Consider the following 23,471-nt stretch of genomic DNA (forward strand, 5'->3'; position numbering starts at 1 on the left):
GCCCCCCCTGCAATGCTGAGGGATCCCTTCCAGGCCCACCGGCAGAACTCTATGCTTCGGCTTCTCCTTCTGCTTGGGTTAAGGCTTCCAGAGCCAATAAAATCTCCTCTTCTCGGCGGGCGTAGGTTTCTTCGTCAATTTCTCCCAAATCTAGCTGAATTTGCAGGGCCGTAAGTTCTTTTTGCAGGTTTTCTTTGCTATCCAGCTGTGCTTCGGCGCGTTCTTGGATCTGCTCTGCTAGCCAAAGCAAACTTTGGGCCGGCCAAGTCAACAATTGCCAAACCATCCCAGGGCCCCTAAAGCAGATGATGAGTCTTCGTAATCCTATCAATTTGGATTCTCAGGTGGCCATTGCCCCGGCCTAGCCGTGAAACTTTTTGTTCCCTTCCTCCCCAAGCTGGAAAGACTGGGACACGCACGAAGCGCCAGGGGAAACACTGGCTATTGGTGCTCAGGCAAGTCCTAGCCGCGAAGACTAATCCTCTCGCTGGTGCTTCTCGATCCACTCCATGAGCTCCCCCTCCGAATGGGTACACAGGCGCTCTCCCGTGATTGGGTCTTGGACAGACCACCAGACCATGCCGCTGCCATCTACCCACTGCCGCACCCGCAGTTCATCGCAGGCCGCCAAGACTGCCTTCAGGCTCTGCCAAAGGTGGCGCAGTCCTCTGAAGAGCGCTGAAGAGAAGGGATCCCTGCCGCCGTACTCGGCTGCCAGCTGCCGCTCTTCTTGTTTCAGCAGCTCCATCAAGCGGGTGTTGTTGGCCGCCCTAGCTGCTTCCAAACGACGGGCCAGGGAGGCTGCTATGTTTTGGCGATGGCGGGCCAGGAGACTTGTCCCCCTCATTTCAGCGATTGCACTCATAAGGCTGCTCTACATACCAGTACCTCTACACGATCAATCCTACCAAAAAATCTGTAGTCAAGGATACGAAAAGTGCAAAACCATCAGTCCTGCACGCTAACGTGCGGGATCCGATCCCAGTGCCCTGCCTGGGAGCTGCCGGAAGTTAATCCAACAAGGGGCCACCTGAGCAGCTCAGATCAATCGGCGGCTTCCCCGGACGGATTTAACGGGGGCTAATCCACAGGCAGCAAATTCAAGCGGAGCGGCAACCGGAGTTTTTCTGCGTCTTGCAGGAAAAAATGCTTGCAAGCCTACTTCCACGGAGCTGCCACAACTCGGAACGAGCCGACCAAAACAGCTTAGGCAGGAGGTGGAGAGGAAAAGGATGGGGGACTATCAACTTCAATGTAGCCTAACCCTCTCTTCTGGACGATGGTCCGTAGCTCCTGAATCAACTTTTGATCTTGGGAAGCGGTACGTGCTCCTGACTCGGCAGCCCATTCTTTCAAGCTTTGAATTTGGTCACGAGCGATGGCAGCTAGAGGAACCGTTTGGCGAATGGCGGTCAGGATATCTTCTTGGGTGAACTCGCGGGGTGGATCCTGATTAAAGGCCATGTGCATGGCATCGTAAATGGTCTGTTCAATTTCCGCCCCGCTGAAATCTTCTGCAGCCATGGCCAGCTCAGTATAGGAGAAGTCTCGTACTCGGTTGGACCGTAGCCGTTGGACATGGACTCGAAAAATCTCTTCCCGCTCCCGTTGGTTGGGCAAATTGACGAAGAAAATTTCGTCAAACCGGCCTTTGCGCAGCAGCTCGGCCGGCAAGATGCGGACATTGTTGGCGGTGGCAACAATAAAAACGGGTTTGGTTTTTTCCTGCATCCAGGTGATCAGGTTGCCGAAGACCCGCTTGCTGGTGCCCGAATCCCCTGAAAACTCGCTGTTGACGCCGCCAAAGGCTTTATCCAACTCATCAATCCACAACACACAAGGGGCCATGGCTTCGGCAATTTGGATCATCTGGCGCACGCGGCTTTCGCTTTCGCCGACGATCCCGCCGAAGAGTCGCCCCACATCCAGCCTGAGCAAGGGCATGCGCCACTCGCGGGCTATGGTTTTGGCACATAGAGACTTGCCGGTGCCCTGGATCCCGGCCAGCAAAATGCCCTTAGGACTGGGCAAGCCATAGGCACGGGCCTGGGCACTAAAACTGTTGCGGCGCTGCCGAATCCAGGCTTTGAGGTTTTCCAGGCCGCCGACATTTTGCAAGGTCTCGGAGGGGTTGTAAAACTCCAGGATTTCCGTCTGGCGGATGTATTGTTTTTTCTCTTCCAGAACAAGGTCAATATCGCCCTCGCTGACCTTGCCCTTGGCGGCTAGGGCGCGGGCCAGGATCCGCTCAATGCGCTGCCGGGTCAGTCCTTGGCAGGCTCGAACCAGTTGTTCCCGCGCCGGGCCGCTTAGCTCCAGTTGACGGGCAGGGATCGCGCGGGTAATGATCCGCTCAATTTCGGCGATGCTGGGCAGGGGAAAATCATAGACCACAATTTCCTCGCGCAGCTCGGCAGGGACAACGGCTTCTTGGCCCAAGAGGATGATGGACTTGCGGCTGTGGCGGCTCTCTCTGGCCAGGGTTTTCAGGTAGCGGATGACGGGGTAATTGTCCGAGCGTTCCGGATTTCTCAGGGTGGGGTTTAGGTCTTTGAGAACACAAATAACCGCCTCGTCCTCTTTGATGGCGCCGATGCGGCCCAGAGCAGGCATCAATTGGCCTTTGTTTTGGCCGTTATCTGACCAGCCGGAGACGATATCCCAGATTAGGAGTTTGCGCTTGGGCTTGAGGGAATCGGCTAGAACTTGCAGGAGCTCCTCTGCCGGGGCTTCTTCGGGAGTAACCAGGTAGATCAAAGGGTAGCGGGCGCGAACCACTAAGTCCAGCAGTGTGAGGATGTCTTGGTGATTGCTGGCAAAGGCGAGATCTGAGGGACTCATGGATCCACTGAGAGCGGCTGTAGGTAGTGTAGCCAAGGGATCAGGCTAGGGATGGATGGCTCCGTCGGGGAGGATGGCCCCTTTCAAGTCGGCGAATTGATCCCAGCCGGGACTTAGTTTTGCGCCCCATAGGTTTGCCCCCTTTAGGTTCGTGCCACCCAGCTTTGCTCCCCTCAAGTTGGCTCCCCTCAGGTCAGCCCTGCTCAGGTTGGCCCCGCTCAGGTTGGCCCCGCTCAGGTAGGCCCCGCTCAGGTAGGCCCAGCTCAGGTAGGCCCCGCTCAGGTAGGCCCAGCTCAGGTTGGCCTGGCTCAGGTCGGCCCCGCTCAGGTCGGCCCCGCTCAGGTAGGCCCAGCTCAGGTCGGCCCAGCGGAAATCCCGCTCTCCCGCTTTATACCTTGCTCGGACATCTCCAACCTGTCGGAGGGGAAGTCGATGGGACTTTGCCACCTGCACCTGCTGCGGATCCTTCGATTCCAGCAGCGTCTCCCAAGCCGCAAACTGCACTTCCCAGTTGTGATCATTTCGCAGGGCTTGGATGACAAGATCCGCTCCTTTTGCGCCATATTGGAGAGCCCTCTTAATTGCTCGGATTCTCACCTTGGGATCCGGGCTAGCTAGAGCTTGCTGAATAGCCACCAGGCCACCCATGACTGGATCAAATCCACCCGGCCCTTGTCCCCCCAAAACAGGATCGAAGTTCTCGGCCACTGAATCACCTCCCTCATTCTTCCAAGCGACTCTCTACAAACCTTGGGGCCACAAAGTCTAAGGATGGCGTGTCCCATCGGGGAGAATTGTGTCCGTCAAATCTTTGAACCATCCCCATCCAAGATTGAGCCTGGCACCTGCTAGGTTGGCCCCTCTAAGTTGAGTACCCCACAGCTTGGCCCAGCTTAGGTCAGCCCCACTTAGGTTGGCCCGGCTCAAATTAGCCTCGTCCAAATCAGCCCCAATGAGCCGAGCTCTGCTCAGGTTGGCCCCAGTGAGGTTGGCACCTCTCAGGTTGGCGCCTATCAGGTAAGCCCCAGCCAGGTTAGCTTCTTGCAGATCGGCCCTGCTTAGGTCGGCCTCAATTAGGTTAGCGTCGCGCAGGTCGGTTCCATATAGGTTGGCTTCACCCAGGCTAGCTCTGCTCAGGTTGCTCCCGCTCAAGTTGGCCCCGCTCAGGTCAGCTCCGCTTAGGTTCTTCAGGCCGGCCTGACTGTTGACGATTTCCCAGACTAACCGCCACTTGGGATCTAGCTGGGTCGTTTCAGAAACAAACGATCCCCTCAGGTTGGCCCCGCTTAGGTCGGCTTTGCTCAGGTTGGCCCTGTTCAGGTTGGCTCTGCCCAGGTCAGCCCCCCTCAGGTCAGCCCCCCTTAGGTCAGCCTCATTCAGGTTGGCCCTGCTCAGGTTGGCCCTGCTCAGGTTGGCCCTGCTCAGGTTGGCTCTGCTTAGGCTGGCTCCACTCAGGTCAGCCTCACTTAGGTCAGCCTCATTCAGGTTGGCCCTGCTCAGGTTGGCCTCGCTCAGGTTGGCTCTGCTTAGGCTGGCACCGCTCAGGTCAGCCCCACTTAGGTCAGCCTCATTCAGGTTGGCCCTGCTCAGGTTGGCCTCGCTCAGGTTGGCTCTGCTTAGGCTGGCACCGCTCAGGTCAGCCCCCCCTAGGTCAGCCCTGCTCAGGTTGGCACCGCTCAGGTTAGCCGTGCCTAGATTGGCTTCCCTCAGGTTAGCCCCGCCCAGGTTGGCCTCGCTCAGGTCAGCCCTGCTCAGGTCAGCCCAGCTTAGGTCAGCCCCGCTTAGGTTCTTCAGGTTAGCCCGACCGTTGACGATTTCCCAGACCAGCCGCCACTTGGGATCTAGCCGGGTTGCTTCAGAAATAACCGACTCCCTCAAGTTAGCCCCGCTCAGGTTGGCCCCGCTTAGGTCGGCTTTGCTCAGGTTGGCCCTGTTCAGGTTGGCTCTGCCCAGGTCAGCCCCCCTCAGGTCAGCCCCGCTCAGGTCAGCCCTGCTCAGGTTGGCCCCGCTCAGGTTGGCCCCGCTCAGGTCAGCCCTGCTCAGGTTGGCCCCGCTCAGGTTGGCCCCGCTCAGGTCAGCCCTGCTCAGGTTGTCCCCGCTCAGGTTGGCCCCGCTCAGGTCAGCCCTGCTCAGGTTGGCCCCGCTCAGGTCAGCCCTGCTCAGGTCGGCCTTGCTCAGGTTGGCCCCGCTCAGGTCAGCCTCGCTCAGGTTGGCCTCAATCAGGTCGGCCCAGCTCAGGTTGGCCTGGCTCAGGTTGGCCTGGCTCAGGTTGGCCTTGCTCAGGTTGGCCCCGCTCAGGTCAGCCCTGCTCAGGTTGGCCTCAATCAGGTCGGCCCAGCTCAGGTCGGCCCTGCTCAGGTTGGCCTGGCTCAGGTTGGCCTCAATCAGGTCGGCCCAGCTCAGGTTGGCCTGGCTCAGGTTGGCCTGGCTCAGGTTGGCCTGGCTCAGGTTGGCCTGGCTCAGGTTGGCCTCAATCAGGTCGGCCCCGCTCAGGTTGGCCCAGATCAGGTTGGCCCAGATCAGGTTGGCCTGGCTCAGGTTGGCCTGGCTCAGGTTGGCCTGGCTCAGGTTGGCCTCAATCAGGTCGGCCCCGCTCAGGTTGGCCTCGCTCAGGTTGGCCTGGCTCAGGTTGGCCTCAATCAGGTCGGCCCCGCTCAGGTTGGCCCTGCTCAGGTCGGCTCTGCTTAGGTCGGTCTTGCTCAGGTTGGCCCAGCTCAGGTTGGCCTGGCTCAGGTTGGCCTCAATCAGGTCGGCCCAGATCAGGTTGGCCTGGCTCAGGTTGGCCTCGCTCAGGTCGGCCCAGCTCAGGTCGGCCCTGCTCAGGTCGGCCCCAATCAGGTTGGCCTCGCTCAGGTCGGCCCAGATCAGGTTGGCCTCGCTCAGGTTGGCCCCACTCAGGTCGGCCCAGCTCAGGTCGGCCCAGATCAGGTTGGCCTGGCTCAGGTTGGCCTGGCTCAGGTTGGCCTCAATCAGGTCGGCCCAGATCAGGTTGGCCTGGCTCAGGTTGGCCTCAATCAGGTCGGCCCAGCTCAGGTCGGCCCTGCTCAGGTCGGCCCCAATCAGGTTGGCCTCGCTCAGGTCGGCCCAGCTCAGGTTGGCCTGGCTCAGGTTGGCCTCAATCAGGTCGGCCTCAATCAGGTCGGCCTCAATCAGGTCGGCCCAGCTCAGGTCGGCCTCAATCAGGTCGGCCTCAATCAGGTCGGCCCAGCTCAGGTCGGCCCCCCTCAGGTTGGCCCAGCGGAAATCCCGCTCTCCCGCTTTATACCTTGCTCGGACATCTCCAACCTGTCGGAGGGGAAGTCGATGGGACTTTGCCACCTGCACCTGCTGCGGATCCTTCGATTCCAGCAGCGTCTCCCAAGCCGCAAACTGCACTTCCCAGTTGGGATCATTTCGCAGGGCTTGGATAACAAGCTCGGCCCCTCTGGATCCGTACCTCAGAGCACCCTTGATTGCTTGGATTCTCACCTTGGGATTCGGACTGCCCAGGGCTTGCTCAATGCCCACCAAGCCTCCCATGACCGGATCGGATCCGGCTGGTTGCTGTCCACCCAGAACAGGATCAAAGTTTTCCGCCATCCCTAACCTCCATCCCTAACCTCAAGTTAACCTTCCAACCACCTGCTGCTGCATAAGGGTCTTTTGAGTTTGCAAATCTACTACCGTTACCCGCAAAGTTCGCCCGGCATCGACGGCAAAGGTGACCTGCAAACGATCCACTCCCACCCGCCCTAGCGGCTTGAGGGGAATGGAAAGCTGGTTGTGGATCCCAAGGGGACGAAAGCTAGAAGCTGCGGTGCTGTTGCGGATCTGCATCCGACCGTCGGGATCGTAAACAACCTCAGTTGCCCCTTCCTCGGCCATCTCACCAACCACCAGGTTGATGTGGCTTTGCCCATTGGCGTTGGCCTGCAAGGGAGGCAGTTCCACCGTGGCAGGATAAGCCGTGCCGCTCTTAAAGAGAGGGAAAAAGTCGGGCGCCTGCAAATAGGGATTCCAGAGCCGCAGGGCATAGGTATGGCGGAGATGATCTTGAAGGCGGGCAAACTGGGTGAAGGCCAGAGCGCCGTGGGCCACTGCCTCAAACGGCTTGTGGTACTTGACCTTGTCGCGGCCAAAGAGGCTAATGACCTGATGCTGCACTCCTGGGATGAGGCTGGTGCCACCCACCAACACCACCTGGTGGATATCTCGTTTAGAGATCCCTTTATTGTGGGCTTTCTCGATGACCTCATCGATGGCTTCTCTCAGCCGCGTCAGCAGGCCGCGCTCTTCCAACAGCTCCTGGAGTTGCTCGCGCTGAAGCGTTAAAGTGTGGGTCTCAAAGGAGTCTTCATCCAGCCAGGCCTCGCTGGCCTGAGAATGGCTGGAGAGGCGGATCTTGAGCCGCTCGGCAACCTCGCACAGAACCTGGAAGCTGCTGGCCGGGACCTGCTGTCGCTTGCGGCCCAACTGCTCCAGCACCCATTCGGCAATCCAGATATCGATATCGACGCCGCCACAGCCATAGGCCCGGTCAGTTTTGGCAATGACCTCAGCTCGGTAAGCAGTGCCCTGCTCTGGCTTCAAGATTTTGACCAAAGAGAGGTCGAGAGTTCCGCCCCCCAAATCGATCACCAAAATCAGGGATCCCGGCTCCTGGATCCCGTAGCCCAAAGCAGCCGCGGTGGACTCGTCGAGGAACACGACCTGTTGGATCCCTAGGGAGCCAAACACCTCTTGCAGGTTGTGCAAATAGCCCTCGTAGGCTCCCACCGGCACGGTCAAGATCACCTTATCGGGCTGCCAGCCCTCTGCCTGGAGTTTGGCAAGAAGCTGCTGCAGAAAGATCCGCGTGGCCTCTTGGGCTGTGTAGGCCTGTCCATCCACATAGGTTGGAGCCGGCTGGAATTGTTGAGAGAGATCCCGCTTAAAGCCTTTGAATAGGCGCTTGGGATCCCGTTTGGCCTGGGCAGGTGCCCCAATCAAAAATTGCTGATTTTGGCCGACAAAGAGAACCGAGGGAATTAGAGGGGGGCTGCCGTCGTAGCGGTGGGTGATCCCTGGTATATCGATTGCAAGGGGTTTTTGGTTTTGGTAGGCACAGACCACCGTATTGGAAGTGCCAAAATCAATAGCCAACGTCGTCATGCTGCCAAGGAAGGTAGAGTGCGACTGACTTTGGCTCGAACTAAAACTTGATCCCTAAGTCGATAGCCCACAAAGCGAACGTAGACCGGCTCTCCCGCCTGGATATCCTCTTCATCGGGCTGGTGGCTTTCTGGGTCATAGGCCACCTGTTGCCACACCTGGCCAATGGTTTCCAACTGCCAGTCTTCCAACAAGTTGCCCAGACAGGTCAGCAAAGCCAAGACTTGCTGCGCGGGGTAATCCGGTCGCCTCTGCACAACCTGCTGCAGGGTAGGATATTGCACCAAAAGAGGCTTGAGCTTTTCCACCAGTTCGGCGCGGATTTGATGGCGCAATTGCCCTTCCTGCTGTTCTAGCTGTTTGTGCAGCCGCTGCAATTCCTGAGCCGTTTCTACAGACTCCGATGCTAGCTCAATTCCGCTAAAATCCTGAATAAGGTTCGGCAAGGGTACTTGCAAAATGCTGGCCGCTCGATTGAGATCGGCTAACTTCAGCTTTTCGGCCTGTCCAGTTCTCAGGGCATTTAGGGCTCCTCGACTCAGTTTGGCCTTTTGTCGAAGCTCTCGCCAGGTTGAGATACCGGCAGCCTGCATGAGATTGCGCAGCAGGGCATCATGACTTTTCATTTCAGAGTTACGACTCCAAAATGGAATCCTAGCCAGAGTCTTTTGGATCCCTTTGGTTAAACCAGACAGAGGATCAAGAAAGGGGTTTGGGGCATTCATAGACGCTCCACCTGACGCTGGACATCTTCTTCTATGACTGGTACCTGGTCATATTCAGGCAACAGTTCCCTTTTTTGAACTGTGCCCAATGCCCTTTCTATTTCCTCAGTTAGTTCAAGGCAGCCCTTGCCTTTGACATTGAGCACGCGCTCAATCACGTTGCCATCTTTGTCGATGATGTATTCAACCTGTTGATATTCCGCCATAATGCCTCCTCAAGCCCAGCGCCCCAACACAATCCTGATCTGCCCTTTTTCATCCACAGATTCCGACTCTACCGTAAATCCCTTCTCCGCGGCCGTCGCAAGAAGCTGCTCGCGGGTATAGGCTTGGCGGATTGGCGCTAAGAAAGCCTCAGCGCTGACTCCCGTTCCCCAAAAGTCGGCAATCATCTCCAGGCTGTCCCCCCGTTGGCGAAAGCCAATGTCGTAGCCGTTGCTGCGCCTAACCACCAGATCTGCCTGGACACGGTTCCCTCCATACCCCCGGACATAAGTGTTTTCCAAGACCTCGTGACCTTGGGCAACCAAAGCGCCTTTCAGGATCTCTTTATTTTTGAACTGAACCTTGATGCTGGTGAAGTGCGACACTGTGGGGATTCTCCTCAGAAGAACATGCTTTATCCTAGAGCAGTCCTCTTGGCTTGAAAAGTTTTGCTAGGGCACAAAGCCGCGTGGCCCTAACCAAAGAAATTGAGGGAGCCAACCATTAGTTTCCCTTGGCTAGAGGATGCCGGTGGGGATCCGAGGTAGCAGGAGGAAGCAGGCGAGGGACATCGCGGTAACCAAACCAGACGCTCGCCAAACTTTTGAACCAAAGGGAGAGCCAGGTCAACTTCCACTGAAAATCAAGTCTTGCGCCCTGGAGATTTGCGCCTCCTACCTTGGCATGGTCTAGGTTGGATCCTTCCAGGCTGGTGTAGCTTAGGTCGGCCCAACTGAGATTGGATCCGCTGAGGTTGGCCCGGCTGAGGTCAGCCCCCCTCAGTCCGGTTCCAACTAGGCTGGCTCCCCTCAAGTTTGCACCGACCAGTTTCGCCCCGCTCAGGTTAGTCCAGTTCAGGTTGGCGCCGCTCAGGTCAGCTCCACTCAAGTTTCTCTTGGAGGCGTGACCGTTGACGATCTCCCACACCAGCCGCCACTTGGCCTCGATCTGGGTTTCAGGAGAAAGGATCACTCGTTGCAGATTGGCCAGCTCCAGATTTGCCCCTCTCAGGTCGGCGCCGCTTAGGTTGGCTCTGCCCAGATAAGCCCTACTGAGCTGGGTTCCACTGAGATCGGCTTGGGTTAGGTTGGCCCCACCCAGCTTGGCCCTCTTCAGATTGGCTCCACCTAGGTTGGCCTCGCTCAGATCTGCCCCAATCAAGTAAGCCCGGCTTAGGTTGGCTCCGCTGAGCCTTACCCCCCTGAGGTCTGCCTGGCTAAGGTTGGCCTTTCTCAAGTCCGCCTCTCTCAAGTCCGTCCGGCTCAGCTCCTGCGAATGGGCGCAAGCATGGAGAATAATTAACCACCAGCGACTCTCCGGGCTGTCCTCTGCAGAAATCACCGCCCCTCTCAAGATAGGCAAGTTTAGGCTTGTCTTGCCCAGTTTGGCTTCGCCGAGGTCGGCCCCGATGAGGCTAGCCCCCCTTAGATCTGCGCCGTTCAGTTTAGCCCGCCTCAGCCTGGCTCCGATGAGCTTGGCCTGTGTCAACTTGGCCCCCACGAGTTTAGCCTTGGCTAGTTCGGTCTTGATCAAGCTGGCGCCACTGAGGTTGGCAGCGCTTAGGTCTGCGCCGCTGAGATCTGCTTGGTTTAGATTGGCCCCCCTCAGATCCGCCTGGCTCAGATTGGCTTTGCTCAACTCTGCCCACTTTAAGTCTGCGCCGCAGAGGTTAGCCCCTCTCAGGTCGGCTCCCACCAAGTTCACGCCGGTGAGGTTGAGCCCGCTCAGATTTGCCCAGCTCAAGTTCGCCCCGCTCAAGTCTGCCTGAGCTAGATTTTTCCCCTGGGCGTGGCCGTTGACAATTTCCCAGATCAGTTGCCACTTGCGGTCAATTTGCGTTTGAGGGGAAAGGATGGCTCCTCGCAGGCTGGCCAAATGTAGGCAAGCGGCGTCCAGGTCGGCCTGCCTGAGGTCGGCTCCCTCCAAGTTGGCCCACCTGAGGTCGGTTCCCCTCAGGTTAGCTTCTCTCAAGTTGGCGCCGGCAAGTCTTGCTCCCCTCAGGTCTGCTTGAGCCAAGTTGGCCCCACTCAGGTCAGCCCAATCCAGGTTCGCCCCGCTCAAGTCTGCCTGAGCTAGATTTTTCCCCTGGGCGTGGCCGTTGACAATTTCCCAGATCAGTTGCCACTTGCGGTCAATTTGCGTTTCGCGGGAAATGACGACCCACTTCAAGTTGGCGTCTGCTAGATTGGCTCCCCGCAGGTTGGCCCCAATGAGATTGGCCCCCATCAAGTTGGCTCCGCTTAAGTCGGCTCCCCTCAAGTCTGCACCACTGAGGTCTGCCTGACTGAGGTTGGCTCCAACCAGGCTGGCGTGGCTTAGATTGACCTGGCCCAGTCTCGCTCGACTCAAGCTGGCCCCGCTTAAGTCCACCCCCCTTAGGTTTAGCCCGCTGAGGTTGGCCCTCCTCAGATCTGCCCAGCGAAAGTCCCGCTCGCCGGCTCTATATCGTTCTCGGATGTCTCCAACCGGACGCAGGGGAACTTGATAGGTTTTTGCTACTTGCACCAGTTGAGGTATGCCAGAGCTTAGTAAGGTCTTCCAAACTGCAAACTGCACCTGCCAATCCAGATGCTGCTGCGTTGTCTGTAGAAGAATCTTTCTGCTTTTTTCACCAAAGCTTCCAACAGTCCCGTTTCCCCCATAAGGATGGCCACTCCTAAGGACTAGCTGAACGGCTCCTGAACTGCCGGCAACTCCTTCAGCTTTAGTCTTTCCATATCCAGTTGTAGCCACAGCCCACTCCCTGTCGGCTAACTTCGTTTCTATTTTTACTTTGGCCCTGGATAAAGACAAGGTCAGACTTGGGGAGTTCTCACCGGGAAGGTATTCTTCGATATACTAATATTTCGATATGCTAATATGTTCAACTTCAACCTTTCAAACGTGCCAGCTTTGAGGATAGGAATTCAAACTTGGCAAAGGGATCCCTTGGGCCAGGCAGATAAGTATTGCAGTTTACAGAAAAAGAGCTTCAGTCCTTTTCTGCCAAGGGATCCCGGCAGCGCTCACAGACAGCCGGTAGATAAAGGGTGTCACGGCGGCCAAACCACTCGTAGCGGTGATCCCGGATCTGGGCATAGCTCCAGTCTCCCAAAAGCTTGAGGCCGGGAAGGTTGTGGTAGAGGGCCAGCCACAGGGATCCGCTGGGCAAGAGGGCGGCAATTTGTTCGACGGCGGCGGAGCCCTGCCAGCGGCGCTGCGGCTGCTCCAGGTCGATCAGGATCATCCCCAATTCCATCTGCTCTGGCGGGATCCCCCATTGGGCCAGGGTAGAAGCATCTTGCATGGGGGCGTAGCAAAACTGCCGTCCGCGATCCAGTCGCTCCAAGAGCTGAACACCGGTGGCACAGAGGTTGCAGAGGCCGTCGTAGATAACCATGTAGGGCATGGTGGGATCCCTCAGGCAGGGGGCTGACCCAAAATCTGGGCTTGGTACTGGGCTTCGGTAAGCAGTTGCCGAGGCTGCCGCTGCAGGAACACCCGACCCATCAGGTGATCGTATTCGTGCTGAAAGATCCGCGCCGGAAAATCCTGCCAGACCACCCTTTGCTGAACGCCTTCTGGAGTGTAATACTCCACCTCCACTTCGCGGGCGCGGGCCACCAGACCACGGCAATTGGGCACACTCAAGCAGCCTTCCCAACCCAGCACCTGGTCAGAACTGCAAGCCAGCAGACGGGGGTTAACCATCACCAAAGGCTGCATTTGCGGCGCTTCCGGGTAGCGGGGATTGGGACGAGAGGCCACGATCAGCACTTGGAGCAGGGATCCCACCTGAGGAGCAGCCAAGCCCACCCCCTGCGCCTCTTTCAGGGTAGCCAGCATACCTTCTATAAGATCCTGCAAGGCCGGCGTTTTGAACTCCGTCACCGGCTCGGCCACTTGCGTCAGGATGGGATCCCCCAATTGGCGTAGGCGAAAAGTCATGGCTTGCCCCAAGCAATTCTTCTTCTCAGTCTAGCGGGGATCCCTGAGCAGCCTAGCGGCTCTTGCCAGTAGCCACCAGTTCCAGGGCCAGCTTGGAGCGCTTCAGCCCTTCTGGGATGGGGATGGGGTAGTGGCCGGTAAAGCAAGCGGAGCAGAACGAGTTGGGATCCCGGCCCGTGGCAGCCAGCATGCCTTCCCAGCTCAGGTAGGCCAAAGAATCCACTCCAATCTTCTCGGCGATTTCCTCTACGGAATGCTGGGCAGCAATCAACTGATCCTGGCTATCGGTATCGATGCCGTAGAAGCAGGGATGGGTGACCGGGGGGCTGGAAATGCGCATGTGGACCTGGGTAGCCCCCGCCTGGCGCAGGGCCTTGACGATTTTCTGGCTGGTGGTGCCCCGCACAATTGAGTCGTCCACAATAACAATCCGCTTCCCCCCCAGCACATCCTCCAGGGGGTTGAGCTTCATGCGAATGCCCCGCTCCCGCATGGATTGGGTGGGCTGGATAAAGGTGCGGCCCACGTAGCGATTTTTGATCAGCCCTTCGGTGTAAGGGATCCCCGACTGGCGAGCATAGCCAATGGCTGCCGGCGTGCCGGAATCGGGAACGGAGATCACCCAGTCGGCCTCTGCCGGGGCCTCCTTGGCCAGTTGTTCTCCCAAACGCACCCGGTAGGAGTAGAGGCTTTCCCCGTGCATCCAACTGTCTGGGCGGGCGAAGTAGATCATCTCGAAGATGCACAACTTGGGGGTGGCCTCCGCCCAACGCACCGATTGCAGCCCCTGACGGCTGATCCACACCAACTCTCCCGGCTCCACCTGCCGCAGAGGGTCGGCCCCAATGATATCCAAAGCACAGGTTTCTGAAGCCAATACATAATGCAGCGGCTCGGCCTCGGGGTGGCTGAGGGTGCCGTCGCTGCAGATGATCTCCAGCATCTCTGACTGCAGCAGCTCATCCAAAGCAGGGTTGCTGCTCAAAAGCCCCAACACCAGCGGACGCACCCCATAGGGATCCCGTGCCCCGATCAGGCCCTCTGGCGTGCCGATCACCAGACTAAAAGCCCCCTGACAGCGGCGCAAAGCTTGGCAAGTGGCCGCGATCCAATCTTGACCTTGGTTCACCGCCTGGGCAATGGCGTGGGCAATACACTCGGAGTCGGTGCTGCTGGTTAGGTGCCGGTCGGCGGCCTCCAGTTCCTTCCGCAGCTCTTCCGCATTGACCAAATTGCCGTTGTGGGCCAGAGCCAGCGGCCCCAGGCGAGTCTCCACGATCACCGGCTGAGCATTGGCCACGCGGCTGGATCCAGTGGTGGAGTAGCGGGTGTGACCAACCGCCAGATCCCCGGTCAGTTGGGCCAAGTTCACTTCATCGAAGACCTGGGAGACCAAGCCCATCGCCTTGTGAACCCGGCAAAAGGATCCCTCAAAAGTGGCGATCCCTGCCGATTCTTGGCCGCGATGCTGCAAGGCAAATAGGCCAAAGTAGGCCAGCTTGGCCACCTCCTCTCCTGGAGCCAGGATGCCAAAGACCCCGCAAGCCTCTTGCAGCTCTTCCCGGGCATACCCCGCCCCGCTGATGTTTTCTGAGGGGTACAGGGCATCAACGCCAACGGCAGTCTGCCCCTCTGCTTCTCCACAGCCAGAAGATGGTTCTGCTCCCGCCCTTGCTGCCATGGATCCTCGTCTTGCTGTCACGCTTACCAGTCTAACTCGGCCCAGGTCGTTCCCCTCTGTCTAGCTTCACCCCCAAAGGGGGAGTCCACAGATGGGGTTTGCAAAAAACTAATGCTCTATCTATAGTGTTAGCAGCGTGTGAGACGCTCCTGCTTTTGCGGCTGAGGAAGCAGGTTGGCCGGGTTTTTGAGTTGAATGCCACCGAAGCTCGGCTCTCCCAGAACCGGCAGGATCCCAAAGCTTTGTGTTGTGAGGAGTCAAACCCCATGAGACAGCAGCCCCATAGGTTCCGTCAGAGCTGGACGTTAGCAGCCTCCTCTGTAATAAGGGCCAGTGTAGCCGCTCTTCTGTCGTTGTCACTGGTGGCTTGCCAAGAAGATGCTGGCGAACAGCCTGCGGTTACCATCACGCCGATAGCGGTGGTGGCTCCAACGCCCACTCCTTTCCTCATCCCCAGTCCTGTCCCTACGCCGCCGCCCACCCCTCTGCCTACCCCGACCCCCACTCCCTTCTTGAATCCTTTCCCCACTCCCAGCCCCTCTCCCACTGCTTCCTTTGCAGCAGAGCCGCCTTCGATTGCCGTGGTGGCCCTGACGGACGCGCGACAGACGGTACCCTTCAACGTGCTGGTGGCCGTGACGACTCCTGCAGGTTTGGGGGCCGGCATCAGCTTCCGGGTGGAAATCCGACAAAGCCCCCTCACCCTCACCTTTGATTTCACTGCCGCTGCCGTCGGCTGTCAGCCCAACAGCAGAGCCTGCATTGGCACCATCCCCATCACCATTCCCACTTCTGCTCCCACCGGGGATTATGAGGTGACGGCAATGGTGGCGGATACCCAGGGCCGAATTGCTTCGGCCAAAGCTCCTTTACGGGTGTTGCCTGCGCCCAGTCCCTCCCCCTCGCCAACGCCGACCGGCACCCCCAATCCCTTTCCCTCGGTATCCCCTTCGCCCAGACCCAGTCCCTCTCCCAGTCCTTCGCCGACGCCCAGCCCCAGAAGCTTCTAACTCCCTCAGGCAGTCTCTCTTGTCGATTCAGGACTAAGGTAGCTCTTGAAGAACTCGCTTCAGGGTGGCGATCAGGTGTTCAATATGGGCTTCCTCGATGATCAAAGGCGGGGAAAGGGCAATGGTATCACCTGTAGTGCGAATCAATACCCCACGTTCGTAGCAGCGCAAAAAAGCTTCAAAAGCCCGCGCTGTCGGTCGGCCAGGGATCCCTTCCAATTCAATTGCCCCCACCAAGCCGAGGTTGCGCACATCGATGACATGAGGCAAGCCCCGTAGGGAATGGAGAGCCTCCTCCCAGAGGGGAGCGAGGTTGGCAGCCCGCTCGAACAAGCCTTCTTCTCGATACAGGTTCAGGGTAGCCAAGCCGGCGGCACTGGCAACTGGGTGGCCGGAGTAGGTGTAGCCGTGGAAAAACTCGATGGGGCTCCAGGACAGCGTCCTGCTGTTGTCCCCTGGACGGTGCAGGTCATCAGCGGAACCAGCAGCCTCCATGAAGGCGCTGTAGATCTCTTGCTTGACGATCACTGCGCCCATCGGGATGGTGCCATTGGTGAGGCCCTTGGCACAGCAAATCAGATCCGGCACCACCCCAAAGTAATTGGCCGCAAAAGGGGATCCCAGCCGCCCAAAGCCGGTGATCACCTCATCGAAGATGAGGAGAATGCCGTACTTGTCGCAAATGGCCCGCAGCTTTTCCAAATAGCCCACCGGCGGCAGCAACACCCCCGTTGAACCGGCAACCGGCTCTACGATCACCGCTGCAATCGTGCTGGCATCGTGGAGAGCGACGATCCGCTCCAAGTCTTCTGCCAAGTGGGATCCCCAGCGAGGCAGGCCGCGGCTAAAGGCGTTTTGCTCCAGGTTGTGGGTGTGGGGTAGGTGGTCTACGCCGGGAATGAGGCTGCCAAAAAACTTGCGGTTGTTGGAGATGCCCCCGACCGAGATGCCCCCAAAGCCAACGCCGTGGTAGCCCCGTTCCCGGCCAATCAGCCGCTGCCGGGATCCCTGTCCGCGTAAGCGATGGTAGGCGATGGCCATTTTCAGGGCCGTATCCACCGCCTCAGAGCCAGAGTTGGTGAAAAAAACGTGATCCAGTCCGGCAGGAGTGAGCTGAATGAGCTGCTCTGCCAGTTGAAAGGCTTTGGGATGGCCCATTTGAAAAGCTGGGGCGTAGTCCAGTTGGGCCACCTGCTGTTGGATTGCTTCCACAATCGGGGGACGACAGTGGCCAGCATTCACACACCACAGCCCGGCAGTCCCATCTAGGATTTGGCGGCCATCGTGGCTGGTGTAGTACATGTCTCGGGCGGCAACCAACAGGCGCGGGTTGGCTTTAAATTGCCGATTGGCCGTAAAGGGCATCCAAAAAGGCTCCAGATTCAGCTCCGCTTGCAGGGCGACGGCTGCTTTCTCCAGGGTTTCTTGCATGGCTGGCCCTCCGGCAGTAGACGAGATTTCAAGCTGGCGAAGATGGAATCCCTAGATATTGGATAATTTTGAAAGGGGCTCCATCCTGCTAACGGGAACGATAGAGCAATCCTAATCGGCCTGGGAGGCCTCTGGAAAGTTAGTATTTTCGCTCCTGAGGGGGAAACCGGGTGATCACCACGGGGCGATAGCTGATCTGAGGGGATCCCTCCCGAAAAGCGGCCAAGGTGTGTTGTAAAAACCGTTGATCATCCCGTTGGGGGTAATCTTCCCGCGCGTGGGAGCCACGGCTTTCCCGCCGTTCCAGGGCGCTGGCGAGGATCAAAGCCCCCACCGTCATGAGGTTGTCCAGCTCCAGCGCTTCGATCAGCTCGGTGTTCCACACCTTGCCCCGATCGTCCAAATGCAAATCCCGCTCGTAACGCTGGCGGATCTGTTGCCATGTTTGGATCCCTTCTTGGAGAACCGATTCGGTGCGGTAGACGCCGCAATGCTCGGTCATGCAATCTTGAAATTGCCGCCGCACCTGATCAATGCGGCTCTTTCCTGATCGTTCTAGCAGCCTTGTGATCCGCCCGGCGGCCTGTTTGAGTAGGGATCCCTCGTCCACTTTCGGCAAGGCTCGACCTCTGACGGCCTCTACCATGGCTGCCCCTGTGCGCCGCCCGAAAACAACGCACTCCAGGAGAGAGTTGCTGCCCAGCCGGTTAGCCCCATGCACCGAAACACAGGCCGTTTCACCGGCAGCGAACAGCCCTTCCACACGGGTTTGGACATCCCGCAACACCTGCCCATCCACCGTCACCGGGATCCCACCCATGCAGTAGTGCACCGTCGGTCGCACCGGAATGGGATCGACAACCGCATCGATGCCCAAGTGGCGATGGGCCTCCTCCCAACAGAAGGGCAGCCGAGTGTGGATCTTTTCTGCCCCCAGATGCCGCAGGTCTAAGTAGACAAAATCTTTGCCGTCAATACCGCGCCCGGCCCGCACCTCCGTGACAATTGCCCGCGAGGTGATGTCCCGTGGGGCCAATTCCATCTGGCTGGGGGCATAGGCGGCCATGAAGCGCTCCCCCTTCCCATTGATCAGATAGGCCCCCTCTCCACGCACTGCCTCTGAGATCAACACCCCCACCGGATACAGGCCCGTGGGATGAAACTGCACAAACTCAATATCTTGCAGAGGCAGGCCGGCCCGCGCCACCATTGCCATGCCATCGCCGGTGGAAGCAAAGTCGTTGGACGTGGAGTTGTAGATGCGCCCATAGCCGCCTGTAGCCAACATAACCGCCTTGGCCCGCAGCACTTCCAGCCGTCCGCTGGCCTGCTCCAACATCACCACGCCCTGGGCTTGGTTGTCCTCCAGGATCAGATCCAGCACATACCATTCGCTGTAGAGCTTGACCCCAAAACGCTTGAGGTTGCTCACCAACTCGTGCAAAATGGCGTGCCCGGTTTTGTCGGCGGCATAACAGGTGCGCGGGTGGCTGTGTCCCCCAAAGGCCCGCTGGGCAATGCGGCCATCCGGCAGGCGGGAGAACAAGACCCCCAGGTGTTCCAGGTCAATGATCACCTCAGGGGCTTCCCGGGCTAGAATCTCCACCGCATCTTGATCCGCTAGGTAGTCGGATCCCTTGACGGTATCGAAGGCATGAGCCTCCCAGGAATCTTGCGGATCGACATTTTGTAAGGCGGCGGCAATGCCCCCTTGGGCTGCTACCGAGTGGCTGCGAATGGGATGGGTTTTGGACACCAAGGCCAGGTCGAGGCTGGGATCCCGTCGCATAACCTCCAAAGCCGCTCGGCAACCGGCCAGCCCTCCCCCGATGATGACAATGTCGTGTTCCAGCATGGATGCAGGCAAGCTCTCGCAAAGGATTCCGCCACAGCCAGGATGGCGTTTTCCCATTATGGCCGGCCCCAGCAGCCTCTCCAGCAGCACCTGAGTATAGCTCGTTATCAGCAGCGGTGCGGTGCCGTAGGCTTACCACTTTCTGCTCTGAACAAAGACTGTCAGGCTGGAAATGGGATACTTTCTGAGAAACCCGTCCTGAGAAACCTGCCCAACAGGCTTAGCCGGCTACGATAGAGGTTGGGCCTGGCCCTGGATTCTACCTTTAGCTTTGGCCCTGAAGAACGTCGCGGCTTGTGCCGTGGACGAGAAGACTGTTTTGGGCAAACTCTGGAAGTGCTATTGAGCCCAGCCTGACGAACAGCTTTAAGTTGCATCGCTTCCTAACTTCCCTCTTCCCCTGGGAGTGGTCGCGGAAGCAGCGCGGAACGCTTGGGGAGTGTCCCAATCCAGTTTGGAATGGCTATGGCTTGCATGGCGAAGCCATACACTGTTGCCCAGGGCTGCAGCGATTGCATCCTGCTCGTTGCCAAACAGAATGGCAGTATCCCGCAAAGCTCTGATCTCTGACGCTGCGAGACTTCGGGTCTTTGCTCTCTCGAAAGGCCAACCCTGCCTCTTGAATGGCGTTCCGCTTGAGGTGGCAGGGATCCTCTTTCACCCACTGCGGCAGGTCAGTGCAGGATGATGTCCCCCAGCTTTCTGGCTGTTTTTGGAGCCCCCTGCTATCGCGAACGGCACAGCCGGTCTTTGTGGGCAACCACAAACGTATGCAAGCAGACACCAAAGTAATGGCCGGATTAGAGTCAGGCTCCTCTAGCGGGCCAGGTACCGTTCCAAGCGTCCCTGGAAAAATGACAAGATCAACGTCAGCAGCCAGTACCACAGCGCTGCCACCACCAAAGCCTCAAAAAAATGTTGGCGCGGCAAACCTGCCTGTCGAGCCCGGCCCATCAACTCCTGCAAAGCAATGGCACTGGCCAGGGCAGTGTCTTTCTGCATGGCGATGAATTGGTTGCCAATGTCCGGTAAGACAATTCGAAAAGCTTGCGGCAGAACAATGCACCATAGGGTTTGCCAAGGCTTAAGCCCCAGGGCATAGGCAGCTTCCCGCTGCCCAATGGGAATGGCTTGGATCCCGGCCCGGAAGATCTCGCTCATGTAGGCGCCATAGTTCAGGCTCAAGGCCAGCACCGCCGAAGTAAACGAGCCGAACACCAGACCCAGTTGCGGCAAAGCCTGGTAGATAAACAAAAACTGCAGGAATAGAGGTGTGCCCCGCATCAGCGAGACATAGAGAGCAGAGAGGCTGCTTAGAGGGGCAATCTGGGAGAGCCCCGCCAGTGCCGACAAAAAGGCCAACGTGGTAGCGCAGAGGATGGAGACCAAGGACAGTTGAAAAGTAGTGCCCACCCCTTGCGAGATGAACCACCACCACTCGCGCACAAAGTTGCCGTTGAGACGCAAGGTACGGATGGGGATCCCGGCCAACTCCAACTGTACCCCGCTGAAGGTGAACACCAACAACAGCAGCCACAAAACCAACCACAACCCCTGGGCCACCGGGAACGGGATCCCTTTTCGAATCCGGGGCGGTGGGTAAATGGGCTGCTCCAGTGGGATAGAGTCTTTGCTCACTCAGCTTTTTTCGTCAGATCAATGCCGTAATACCGCTTCGAGAGGGCTGTTAGCGTGCCGTCGGCGTGCATGGATTCTAAGATTTCGTTGATTTTGGCTTGCAAGCTCTCGGAAGGGGCAGGGCTGGAGCGATCCAAGGCCACAGCCAAGGCTTCATAGTAGACCGGATCCCCCAGAGTTTTCAGGGGCAGCCCTTCCCGAATGGCATTTTCAGCCGTCGGCAAAGCCGTCAAGACTGCATCCAGGCGGGTGCCATCCCCCAGTGCCAAGTCCTGCAGAGCCAGGCTATCGGTGTCGTAGATGCGAATGTCCACCCGCGGGGCTGGAACTTGGATGGTCTCTCCTTCCAGGGTGAGGTTGCCCTCCAGGTAGGCTTGATAGGTGGTGGCGGTGCCCACCCCGACTCGCTTTCCTTCCAAGGCGGCAATATCTGTCAAGGTCGAGGCTTGGTGGACCACGAAGCTGGCGGGGGTGTAGTAGTAGGGAATGGTAAACAGCAGAGCTTTCTGGCGTTCGGCAGTTACGGTCATCGACCCGACATTGACATCCCAGCGGCCATTCCAAGATCCGGCGGTGATGACATCGAAGTTGATATCCAAAAACTCAGCCTTTACCCCCAAGCGCCTGGCAATCTCGCGCGCCACATCCACGTCAAATCCTTCCCAACTGCCGTCGGGATTGAGGTAGCTCTGAGGCCGGTAATTGGAGTCGGTGGAAATCCGGAGCACCCCCCGCTCTTGAACTTGAGCCAACAAATCGCTACCTTGGGCCAGCAGGGATCCCTGGTGTGTGCCTAGAGCCCAGCATCCGGCCAGGGTCAAGCAAAGGGCTTGTAGGGATCGGCGTCGAGAAACAGACATCGGCAAAACCTCAGATGAAGGTGAAGGGCAAACCCATTGGAATCCATCCAAGCTATCCAAGGCTGTCACAATTCCCGTTGCAAGGTAGTATCACCTGACACTGCCGCTTTGGGTGGCTATTCCCGACTGGGGCGAGCGGGTCGCAATTCTCCAAACATGCTCTAAAAAAGGCAAATCAACTGTCTCAGGATTGAGCTTATGAATCCCAATTGAGATTGAAATATCTCCTCCAGAAAGGCATCCCCTGAGACTTGCGATCAAGACTCGTGCTGTGTTGCCCGGGGGGGCAATCCGTATCCCTCTGTGGGCAACGGAGAATCGACGTTCTGGGTAGCAGAAAACATTTGGCTCGACCCAATGGATCCCCCTTAGCAATTGGGCGGAGAGGATGTCAATATCTTTGGAAGAGAACGGGGTTGAGGGTGGTTATGCAAGCGGTGATCTTGGCGGGTGGGAAAGGAACTCGTTTACGGCCCTTTACCTTTTTGCAACCCAAGCCTTTGTTGCCCCTTTTGGATGTGCCCTTTTTGGAGTGGCTGATCGGGCGCTGCCGCCGAGCCGGCTTGACGGATATTTTGCTCAGCGTGGGTTATCTGGGCCAACAAATTGAGGCTGCTCTGGGAGATGGCGCTGCTTTGGGGGTGAAGCTCCGCTACATTCCCGAAGAGACGCCTTTGGATACGGCAGGAGCTTTGGTGCTGGCTCAGCCCTATTTCACCGGGGATCCCTTGGTGGTTTTCAATGCCGACATCCTCACGGATCTGGATTTGCAGGCGTTGATGCAATGTCATGTGCAGAGCAAGGCCATGGCCACCCTCACCCTCGCCCGCGTGGAAGATATCACCGCCTATGGCCTGGTGGAAGTTGGGGAAGGGGGCCAGATCCAATCTTTTCGGGAAAAACCCACCCCTGCAGAAGCCCTCACCCTCACCACCGACACGATCAACGCCGGCACCTATGTCTTGGATCCGGCCATTTTTAAAGACTACCCCAGTGGGGATCCCCTCAGCTTTGAGCGGCGTGTCTTCCCCGATTTGCTCAGGCAAGGGCACCGGCTGCAAGCTTATCTCCACGCAGGCTACTGGCGGGATCTGGGCACGCCGGCCAGCTACTACCACGGCCAACTGGACATTCTTCTGGGCCGAATGACGGATTTTCCCTTAGAAAATGTGCAGCAACAGGCGCCGGGGATATGGGCGCACAAAACGGCTGAGATCCATCCCAGCGCTCAACTGCACGCCCCCTGCTACATTGGCGCCCACACCCGGCTGGGATCCCAAGCTCAGATTCCGGCAGGCACCATCCTCGGCAGCCACAGTTGGGTGAATGGATCCCTGCAGCCGGGAGCCTACGGGCCGAGAGTCCTGGTAGTGTAGGTTAAGTGCAAGTTAAGTCCACAACCATCCACGACAAAGCCATCAACAGATGGAGTTACCACAAACTGGGGAACGCTGGGATCCCTACCTTGCTGCCGTAGCTGCTCGCTTCAATCGGGAGCTGGAAATTCAACTGGGTCGGCCAGGTTGGCAACTTCCCCCAGACCTGGAGCAACTGCCTTTTTGGCAAGCCCAGCAGCGGGATCACCTGCAAGAACGCCTCGGGATCCCCTTTTGGCAACTGCGTGCCCCCAAAAAACGGGAAGCCTGTTTGGATTTGGGCTGTGGGGTAAGCTTCCTGACCTATCCCTGGAACGATTGGCAAGCCTACTTTTACGGCCATGAGCTGAGCGGTGAGATTGTGCGCTTTATTCGCTCGCGGGCACCCCAGCTTAACTCCAAGCTGTTCAAGTCAATGCAACAGGGATCCGCCCACCATTTGGAAAACTACGAGTCGGAGCAATTTGATCTGGCCATTGCCACCGGATTTTTGTACTACTACCCGATTGAGTACTTCGACGCGGTTTGGGCAGAGTTGATGCGAGTGTTGCGACCGGCTGCACCTGTGATTATTGAAGTGGTCAATCCCGACTCGGTGTGGGCGGAACAATGGGGCCTCATCGAGCTATTCAAAGGCACCGAACCGATTTTCACCCCCCTAACGGAGTGGGAGCGGCGCATCGCAGCCTTGGGGGGCAAAATTCAGAAACAGGCCAGTGGCGAACTGTTCACCACCTATTGGATTCAGCGCAGACCGTGATCTGCTCACAACCGGGAAAGTATCGGAGCATTC

At 58.1% G+C, this 23,471-nt stretch carries 20 protein-coding genes and 1 pseudogene; 3 read left to right on the forward strand and 18 right to left on the reverse strand.

The genetic code is table 11. The features are described from left to right. Positions 1-49: 49 nt before the first annotated feature. From ACVWZG_RS04095 to purF, 13 genes are all read right to left on the reverse strand, one after another. The gene (locus ACVWZG_RS04095) at positions 50-286 is read right to left on the reverse strand and encodes a gas vesicle protein GvpG (RefSeq protein WP_011433717.1); all 237 of its coding nucleotides are present in this window, start codon (positions 284-286) and stop codon (positions 50-52) included. A 189-nt stretch (positions 287-475) separates the two neighbouring features. Next, on the reverse strand, positions 476-865 hold the full coding sequence (locus ACVWZG_RS04100) for a hypothetical protein (RefSeq protein ID WP_414342319.1): 390 nt from the start codon (positions 863-865) through the stop codon (positions 476-478). Between the two features lie 341 nt (positions 866-1,206). After that, on the reverse strand, positions 1,207-2,841 hold the full coding sequence (locus tag ACVWZG_RS04105; RefSeq protein WP_457406365.1) for an AAA family ATPase: 1,635 nt from the start codon (positions 2,839-2,841) through the stop codon (positions 1,207-1,209). A gap of 45 nt (positions 2,842-2,886) precedes the next feature. Further along, positions 2,887-3,549, reverse strand: coding sequence for a pentapeptide repeat-containing protein (locus ACVWZG_RS04110; protein WP_457415240.1), 663 nt, complete (start codon positions 3,547-3,549; stop codon positions 2,887-2,889). A gap of 57 nt (positions 3,550-3,606) precedes the next feature. Next, positions 3,607-6,420 carry a pentapeptide repeat-containing protein gene (locus tag ACVWZG_RS04115; protein WP_457415243.1) on the reverse strand — a complete coding sequence of 938 codons (2,814 nt, stop codon included), beginning with the start codon at positions 6,418-6,420 and terminating at the stop codon, positions 3,607-3,609. Positions 6,421-6,441: 21 nt separating this feature from the next. Next, a complete protein-coding gene (locus tag ACVWZG_RS04120; RefSeq protein ID WP_414351930.1) occupies positions 6,442-7,971 on the reverse strand; it encodes an Hsp70 family protein in 1,530 nt (509 codons plus the stop codon). Next, positions 7,968-8,597 (reverse strand): helix-turn-helix domain-containing protein, encoded by a 630-nt coding sequence (locus ACVWZG_RS04125; protein WP_168173627.1) that lies wholly within the window; start codon positions 8,595-8,597, stop codon positions 7,968-7,970. Before ACVWZG_RS04125 ends, ACVWZG_RS04120 begins: the two co-directional genes overlap by 4 nt. A gap of 95 nt (positions 8,598-8,692) precedes the next feature. Next, a complete protein-coding gene (locus ACVWZG_RS04130) occupies positions 8,693-8,902 on the reverse strand; it encodes a DUF2997 domain-containing protein (protein WP_099812547.1) in 210 nt (69 codons plus the stop codon). A 9-nt stretch (positions 8,903-8,911) separates the two neighbouring features. Further along, entirely contained in the window at positions 8,912-9,286 is a 375-nt protein-coding gene (locus ACVWZG_RS04135; RefSeq protein ID WP_099812548.1) for a DUF1257 domain-containing protein, read from the reverse strand. Positions 9,287-9,404: 118 nt separating this feature from the next. Then, a complete protein-coding gene (locus tag ACVWZG_RS04140; RefSeq protein WP_457415246.1) occupies positions 9,405-11,456 on the reverse strand; it encodes a pentapeptide repeat-containing protein in 2,052 nt (683 codons plus the stop codon). A gap of 415 nt (positions 11,457-11,871) precedes the next feature. Further along, positions 11,872-12,288 carry a thiol-disulfide oxidoreductase DCC family protein gene (locus tag ACVWZG_RS04145; RefSeq protein WP_457415248.1) on the reverse strand — a complete coding sequence of 139 codons (417 nt, stop codon included), beginning with the start codon at positions 12,286-12,288 and terminating at the stop codon, positions 11,872-11,874. 11 nt (positions 12,289-12,299) lie between these two features. Next, entirely contained in the window at positions 12,300-12,827 is a 528-nt protein-coding gene (def, locus tag ACVWZG_RS04150; protein ID WP_457415250.1) for a peptide deformylase, read from the reverse strand. A 52-nt stretch (positions 12,828-12,879) separates the two neighbouring features. Further along, complete coding sequence (gene purF, locus ACVWZG_RS04155) at positions 12,880-14,508, reverse strand: amidophosphoribosyltransferase (protein ID WP_011433712.1); 1,629 nt, start codon at positions 14,506-14,508, stop codon at positions 12,880-12,882. A 353-nt stretch (positions 14,509-14,861) separates the two neighbouring features. Between purF and ACVWZG_RS04160 the strand changes: the two genes are divergently transcribed. Then, a complete protein-coding gene (locus tag ACVWZG_RS04160) occupies positions 14,862-15,518 on the forward strand; it encodes a hypothetical protein (RefSeq protein ID WP_457406232.1) in 657 nt (218 codons plus the stop codon). Positions 15,519-15,551: 33 nt separating this feature from the next. Here ACVWZG_RS04160 and ACVWZG_RS04165 read toward each other — a convergent pair whose 3' ends face one another. From ACVWZG_RS04165 to ACVWZG_RS04185, 5 genes and pseudogenes are all read right to left on the reverse strand, one after another. Further along, positions 15,552-16,949 carry an aspartate aminotransferase family protein gene (locus tag ACVWZG_RS04165; protein WP_011429583.1) on the reverse strand — a complete coding sequence of 466 codons (1,398 nt, stop codon included), beginning with the start codon at positions 16,947-16,949 and terminating at the stop codon, positions 15,552-15,554. Between the two features lie 139 nt (positions 16,950-17,088). Next, positions 17,089-18,804 (reverse strand): succinate dehydrogenase/fumarate reductase flavoprotein subunit, encoded by a 1,716-nt coding sequence (locus ACVWZG_RS04170; protein ID WP_457406235.1) that lies wholly within the window; start codon positions 18,802-18,804, stop codon positions 17,089-17,091. Between the two features lie 556 nt (positions 18,805-19,360). Continuing rightward, positions 19,361-19,526 (reverse strand): annotated as a pseudogene (locus tag ACVWZG_RS04175) (RNA-guided endonuclease InsQ/TnpB family protein); the annotation flags it as partial. Between the two features lie 94 nt (positions 19,527-19,620). After that, entirely contained in the window at positions 19,621-20,442 is an 822-nt protein-coding gene (locus ACVWZG_RS04180) for an amino acid ABC transporter permease (protein WP_457406238.1), read from the reverse strand. Next, positions 20,439-21,302, reverse strand: coding sequence for an ABC transporter substrate-binding protein (locus tag ACVWZG_RS04185; RefSeq protein ID WP_457406240.1), 864 nt, complete (start codon positions 21,300-21,302; stop codon positions 20,439-20,441). The genes ACVWZG_RS04180 and ACVWZG_RS04185 overlap by 4 nt, the downstream gene beginning before the upstream one ends. Before the next feature lie 428 nt (positions 21,303-21,730). On the opposite strand from ACVWZG_RS04185, the gene ACVWZG_RS04190 reads away from it, so the two are divergent. Continuing rightward, the gene (locus ACVWZG_RS04190; RefSeq protein ID WP_457406242.1) at positions 21,731-22,678 is read left to right on the forward strand and encodes a sugar phosphate nucleotidyltransferase; all 948 of its coding nucleotides are present in this window, start codon (positions 21,731-21,733) and stop codon (positions 22,676-22,678) included. Positions 22,679-22,727: 49 nt separating this feature from the next. Beyond that, a complete protein-coding gene (locus tag ACVWZG_RS04195) occupies positions 22,728-23,438 on the forward strand; it encodes a class I SAM-dependent methyltransferase (protein ID WP_011429577.1) in 711 nt (236 codons plus the stop codon). Positions 23,439-23,471: the final 33 nt, after the last annotated feature.

Source organism: Thermostichus sp. OS-CIW-33, from assembly GCF_054059615.1.

Bases quoted from the DNA above. Each gene is read 5' to 3' on its own strand.
- ACVWZG_RS04100 (WP_414342319.1), bottom strand. From the start codon at position 865: ATGAGTGCAATCGCTGAAATGAGGGGGACAAGTCTCCTGGCCCGCCAT.
- ACVWZG_RS04190 (WP_457406242.1), top strand. From the start codon at position 21,731: ATGCAAGCGGTGATCTTGGCGGGTGGGAAAGGAACTCGTTTACGGCCC.
- purF (WP_011433712.1), bottom strand. From the start codon at position 14,508: ATGGCAGCAAGGGCGGGAGCAGAACCATCTTCTGGCTGTGGAGAAGCA.
- ACVWZG_RS04130 (WP_099812547.1), bottom strand. From the start codon at position 8,902: ATGGCGGAATATCAACAGGTTGAATACATCATCGACAAAGATGGCAAC.
- ACVWZG_RS04185 (WP_457406240.1), bottom strand. From the start codon at position 21,302: ATGTCTGTTTCTCGACGCCGATCCCTACAAGCCCTTTGCTTGACCCTG.
- ACVWZG_RS04120 (WP_414351930.1), bottom strand. From the start codon at position 7,971: ATGACGACGTTGGCTATTGATTTTGGCACTTCCAATACGGTGGTCTGT.
- ACVWZG_RS04115 (WP_457415243.1), bottom strand. From the start codon at position 6,420: ATGGCGGAAAACTTTGATCCTGTTCTGGGTGGACAGCAACCAGCCGGA.
- def (WP_457415250.1), bottom strand. From the start codon at position 12,827: ATGACTTTTCGCCTACGCCAATTGGGGGATCCCATCCTGACGCAAGTG.
- ACVWZG_RS04165 (WP_011429583.1), bottom strand. From the start codon at position 16,949: ATGCAAGAAACCCTGGAGAAAGCAGCCGTCGCCCTGCAAGCGGAGCTG.
- ACVWZG_RS04125 (WP_168173627.1), bottom strand. From the start codon at position 8,597: ATGAAAAGTCATGATGCCCTGCTGCGCAATCTCATGCAGGCTGCCGGT.
- ACVWZG_RS04170 (WP_457406235.1), bottom strand. From the start codon at position 18,804: ATGCTGGAACACGACATTGTCATCATCGGGGGAGGGCTGGCCGGTTGC.
- ACVWZG_RS04105 (WP_457406365.1), bottom strand. From the start codon at position 2,841: ATGAGTCCCTCAGATCTCGCCTTTGCCAGCAATCACCAAGACATCCTC.
- ACVWZG_RS04095 (WP_011433717.1), bottom strand. From the start codon at position 286: ATGGTTTGGCAATTGTTGACTTGGCCGGCCCAAAGTTTGCTTTGGCTA.
- ACVWZG_RS04195 (WP_011429577.1), top strand. From the start codon at position 22,728: ATGGAGTTACCACAAACTGGGGAACGCTGGGATCCCTACCTTGCTGCC.
- ACVWZG_RS04145 (WP_457415248.1), bottom strand. From the start codon at position 12,288: ATGCCCTACATGGTTATCTACGACGGCCTCTGCAACCTCTGTGCCACC.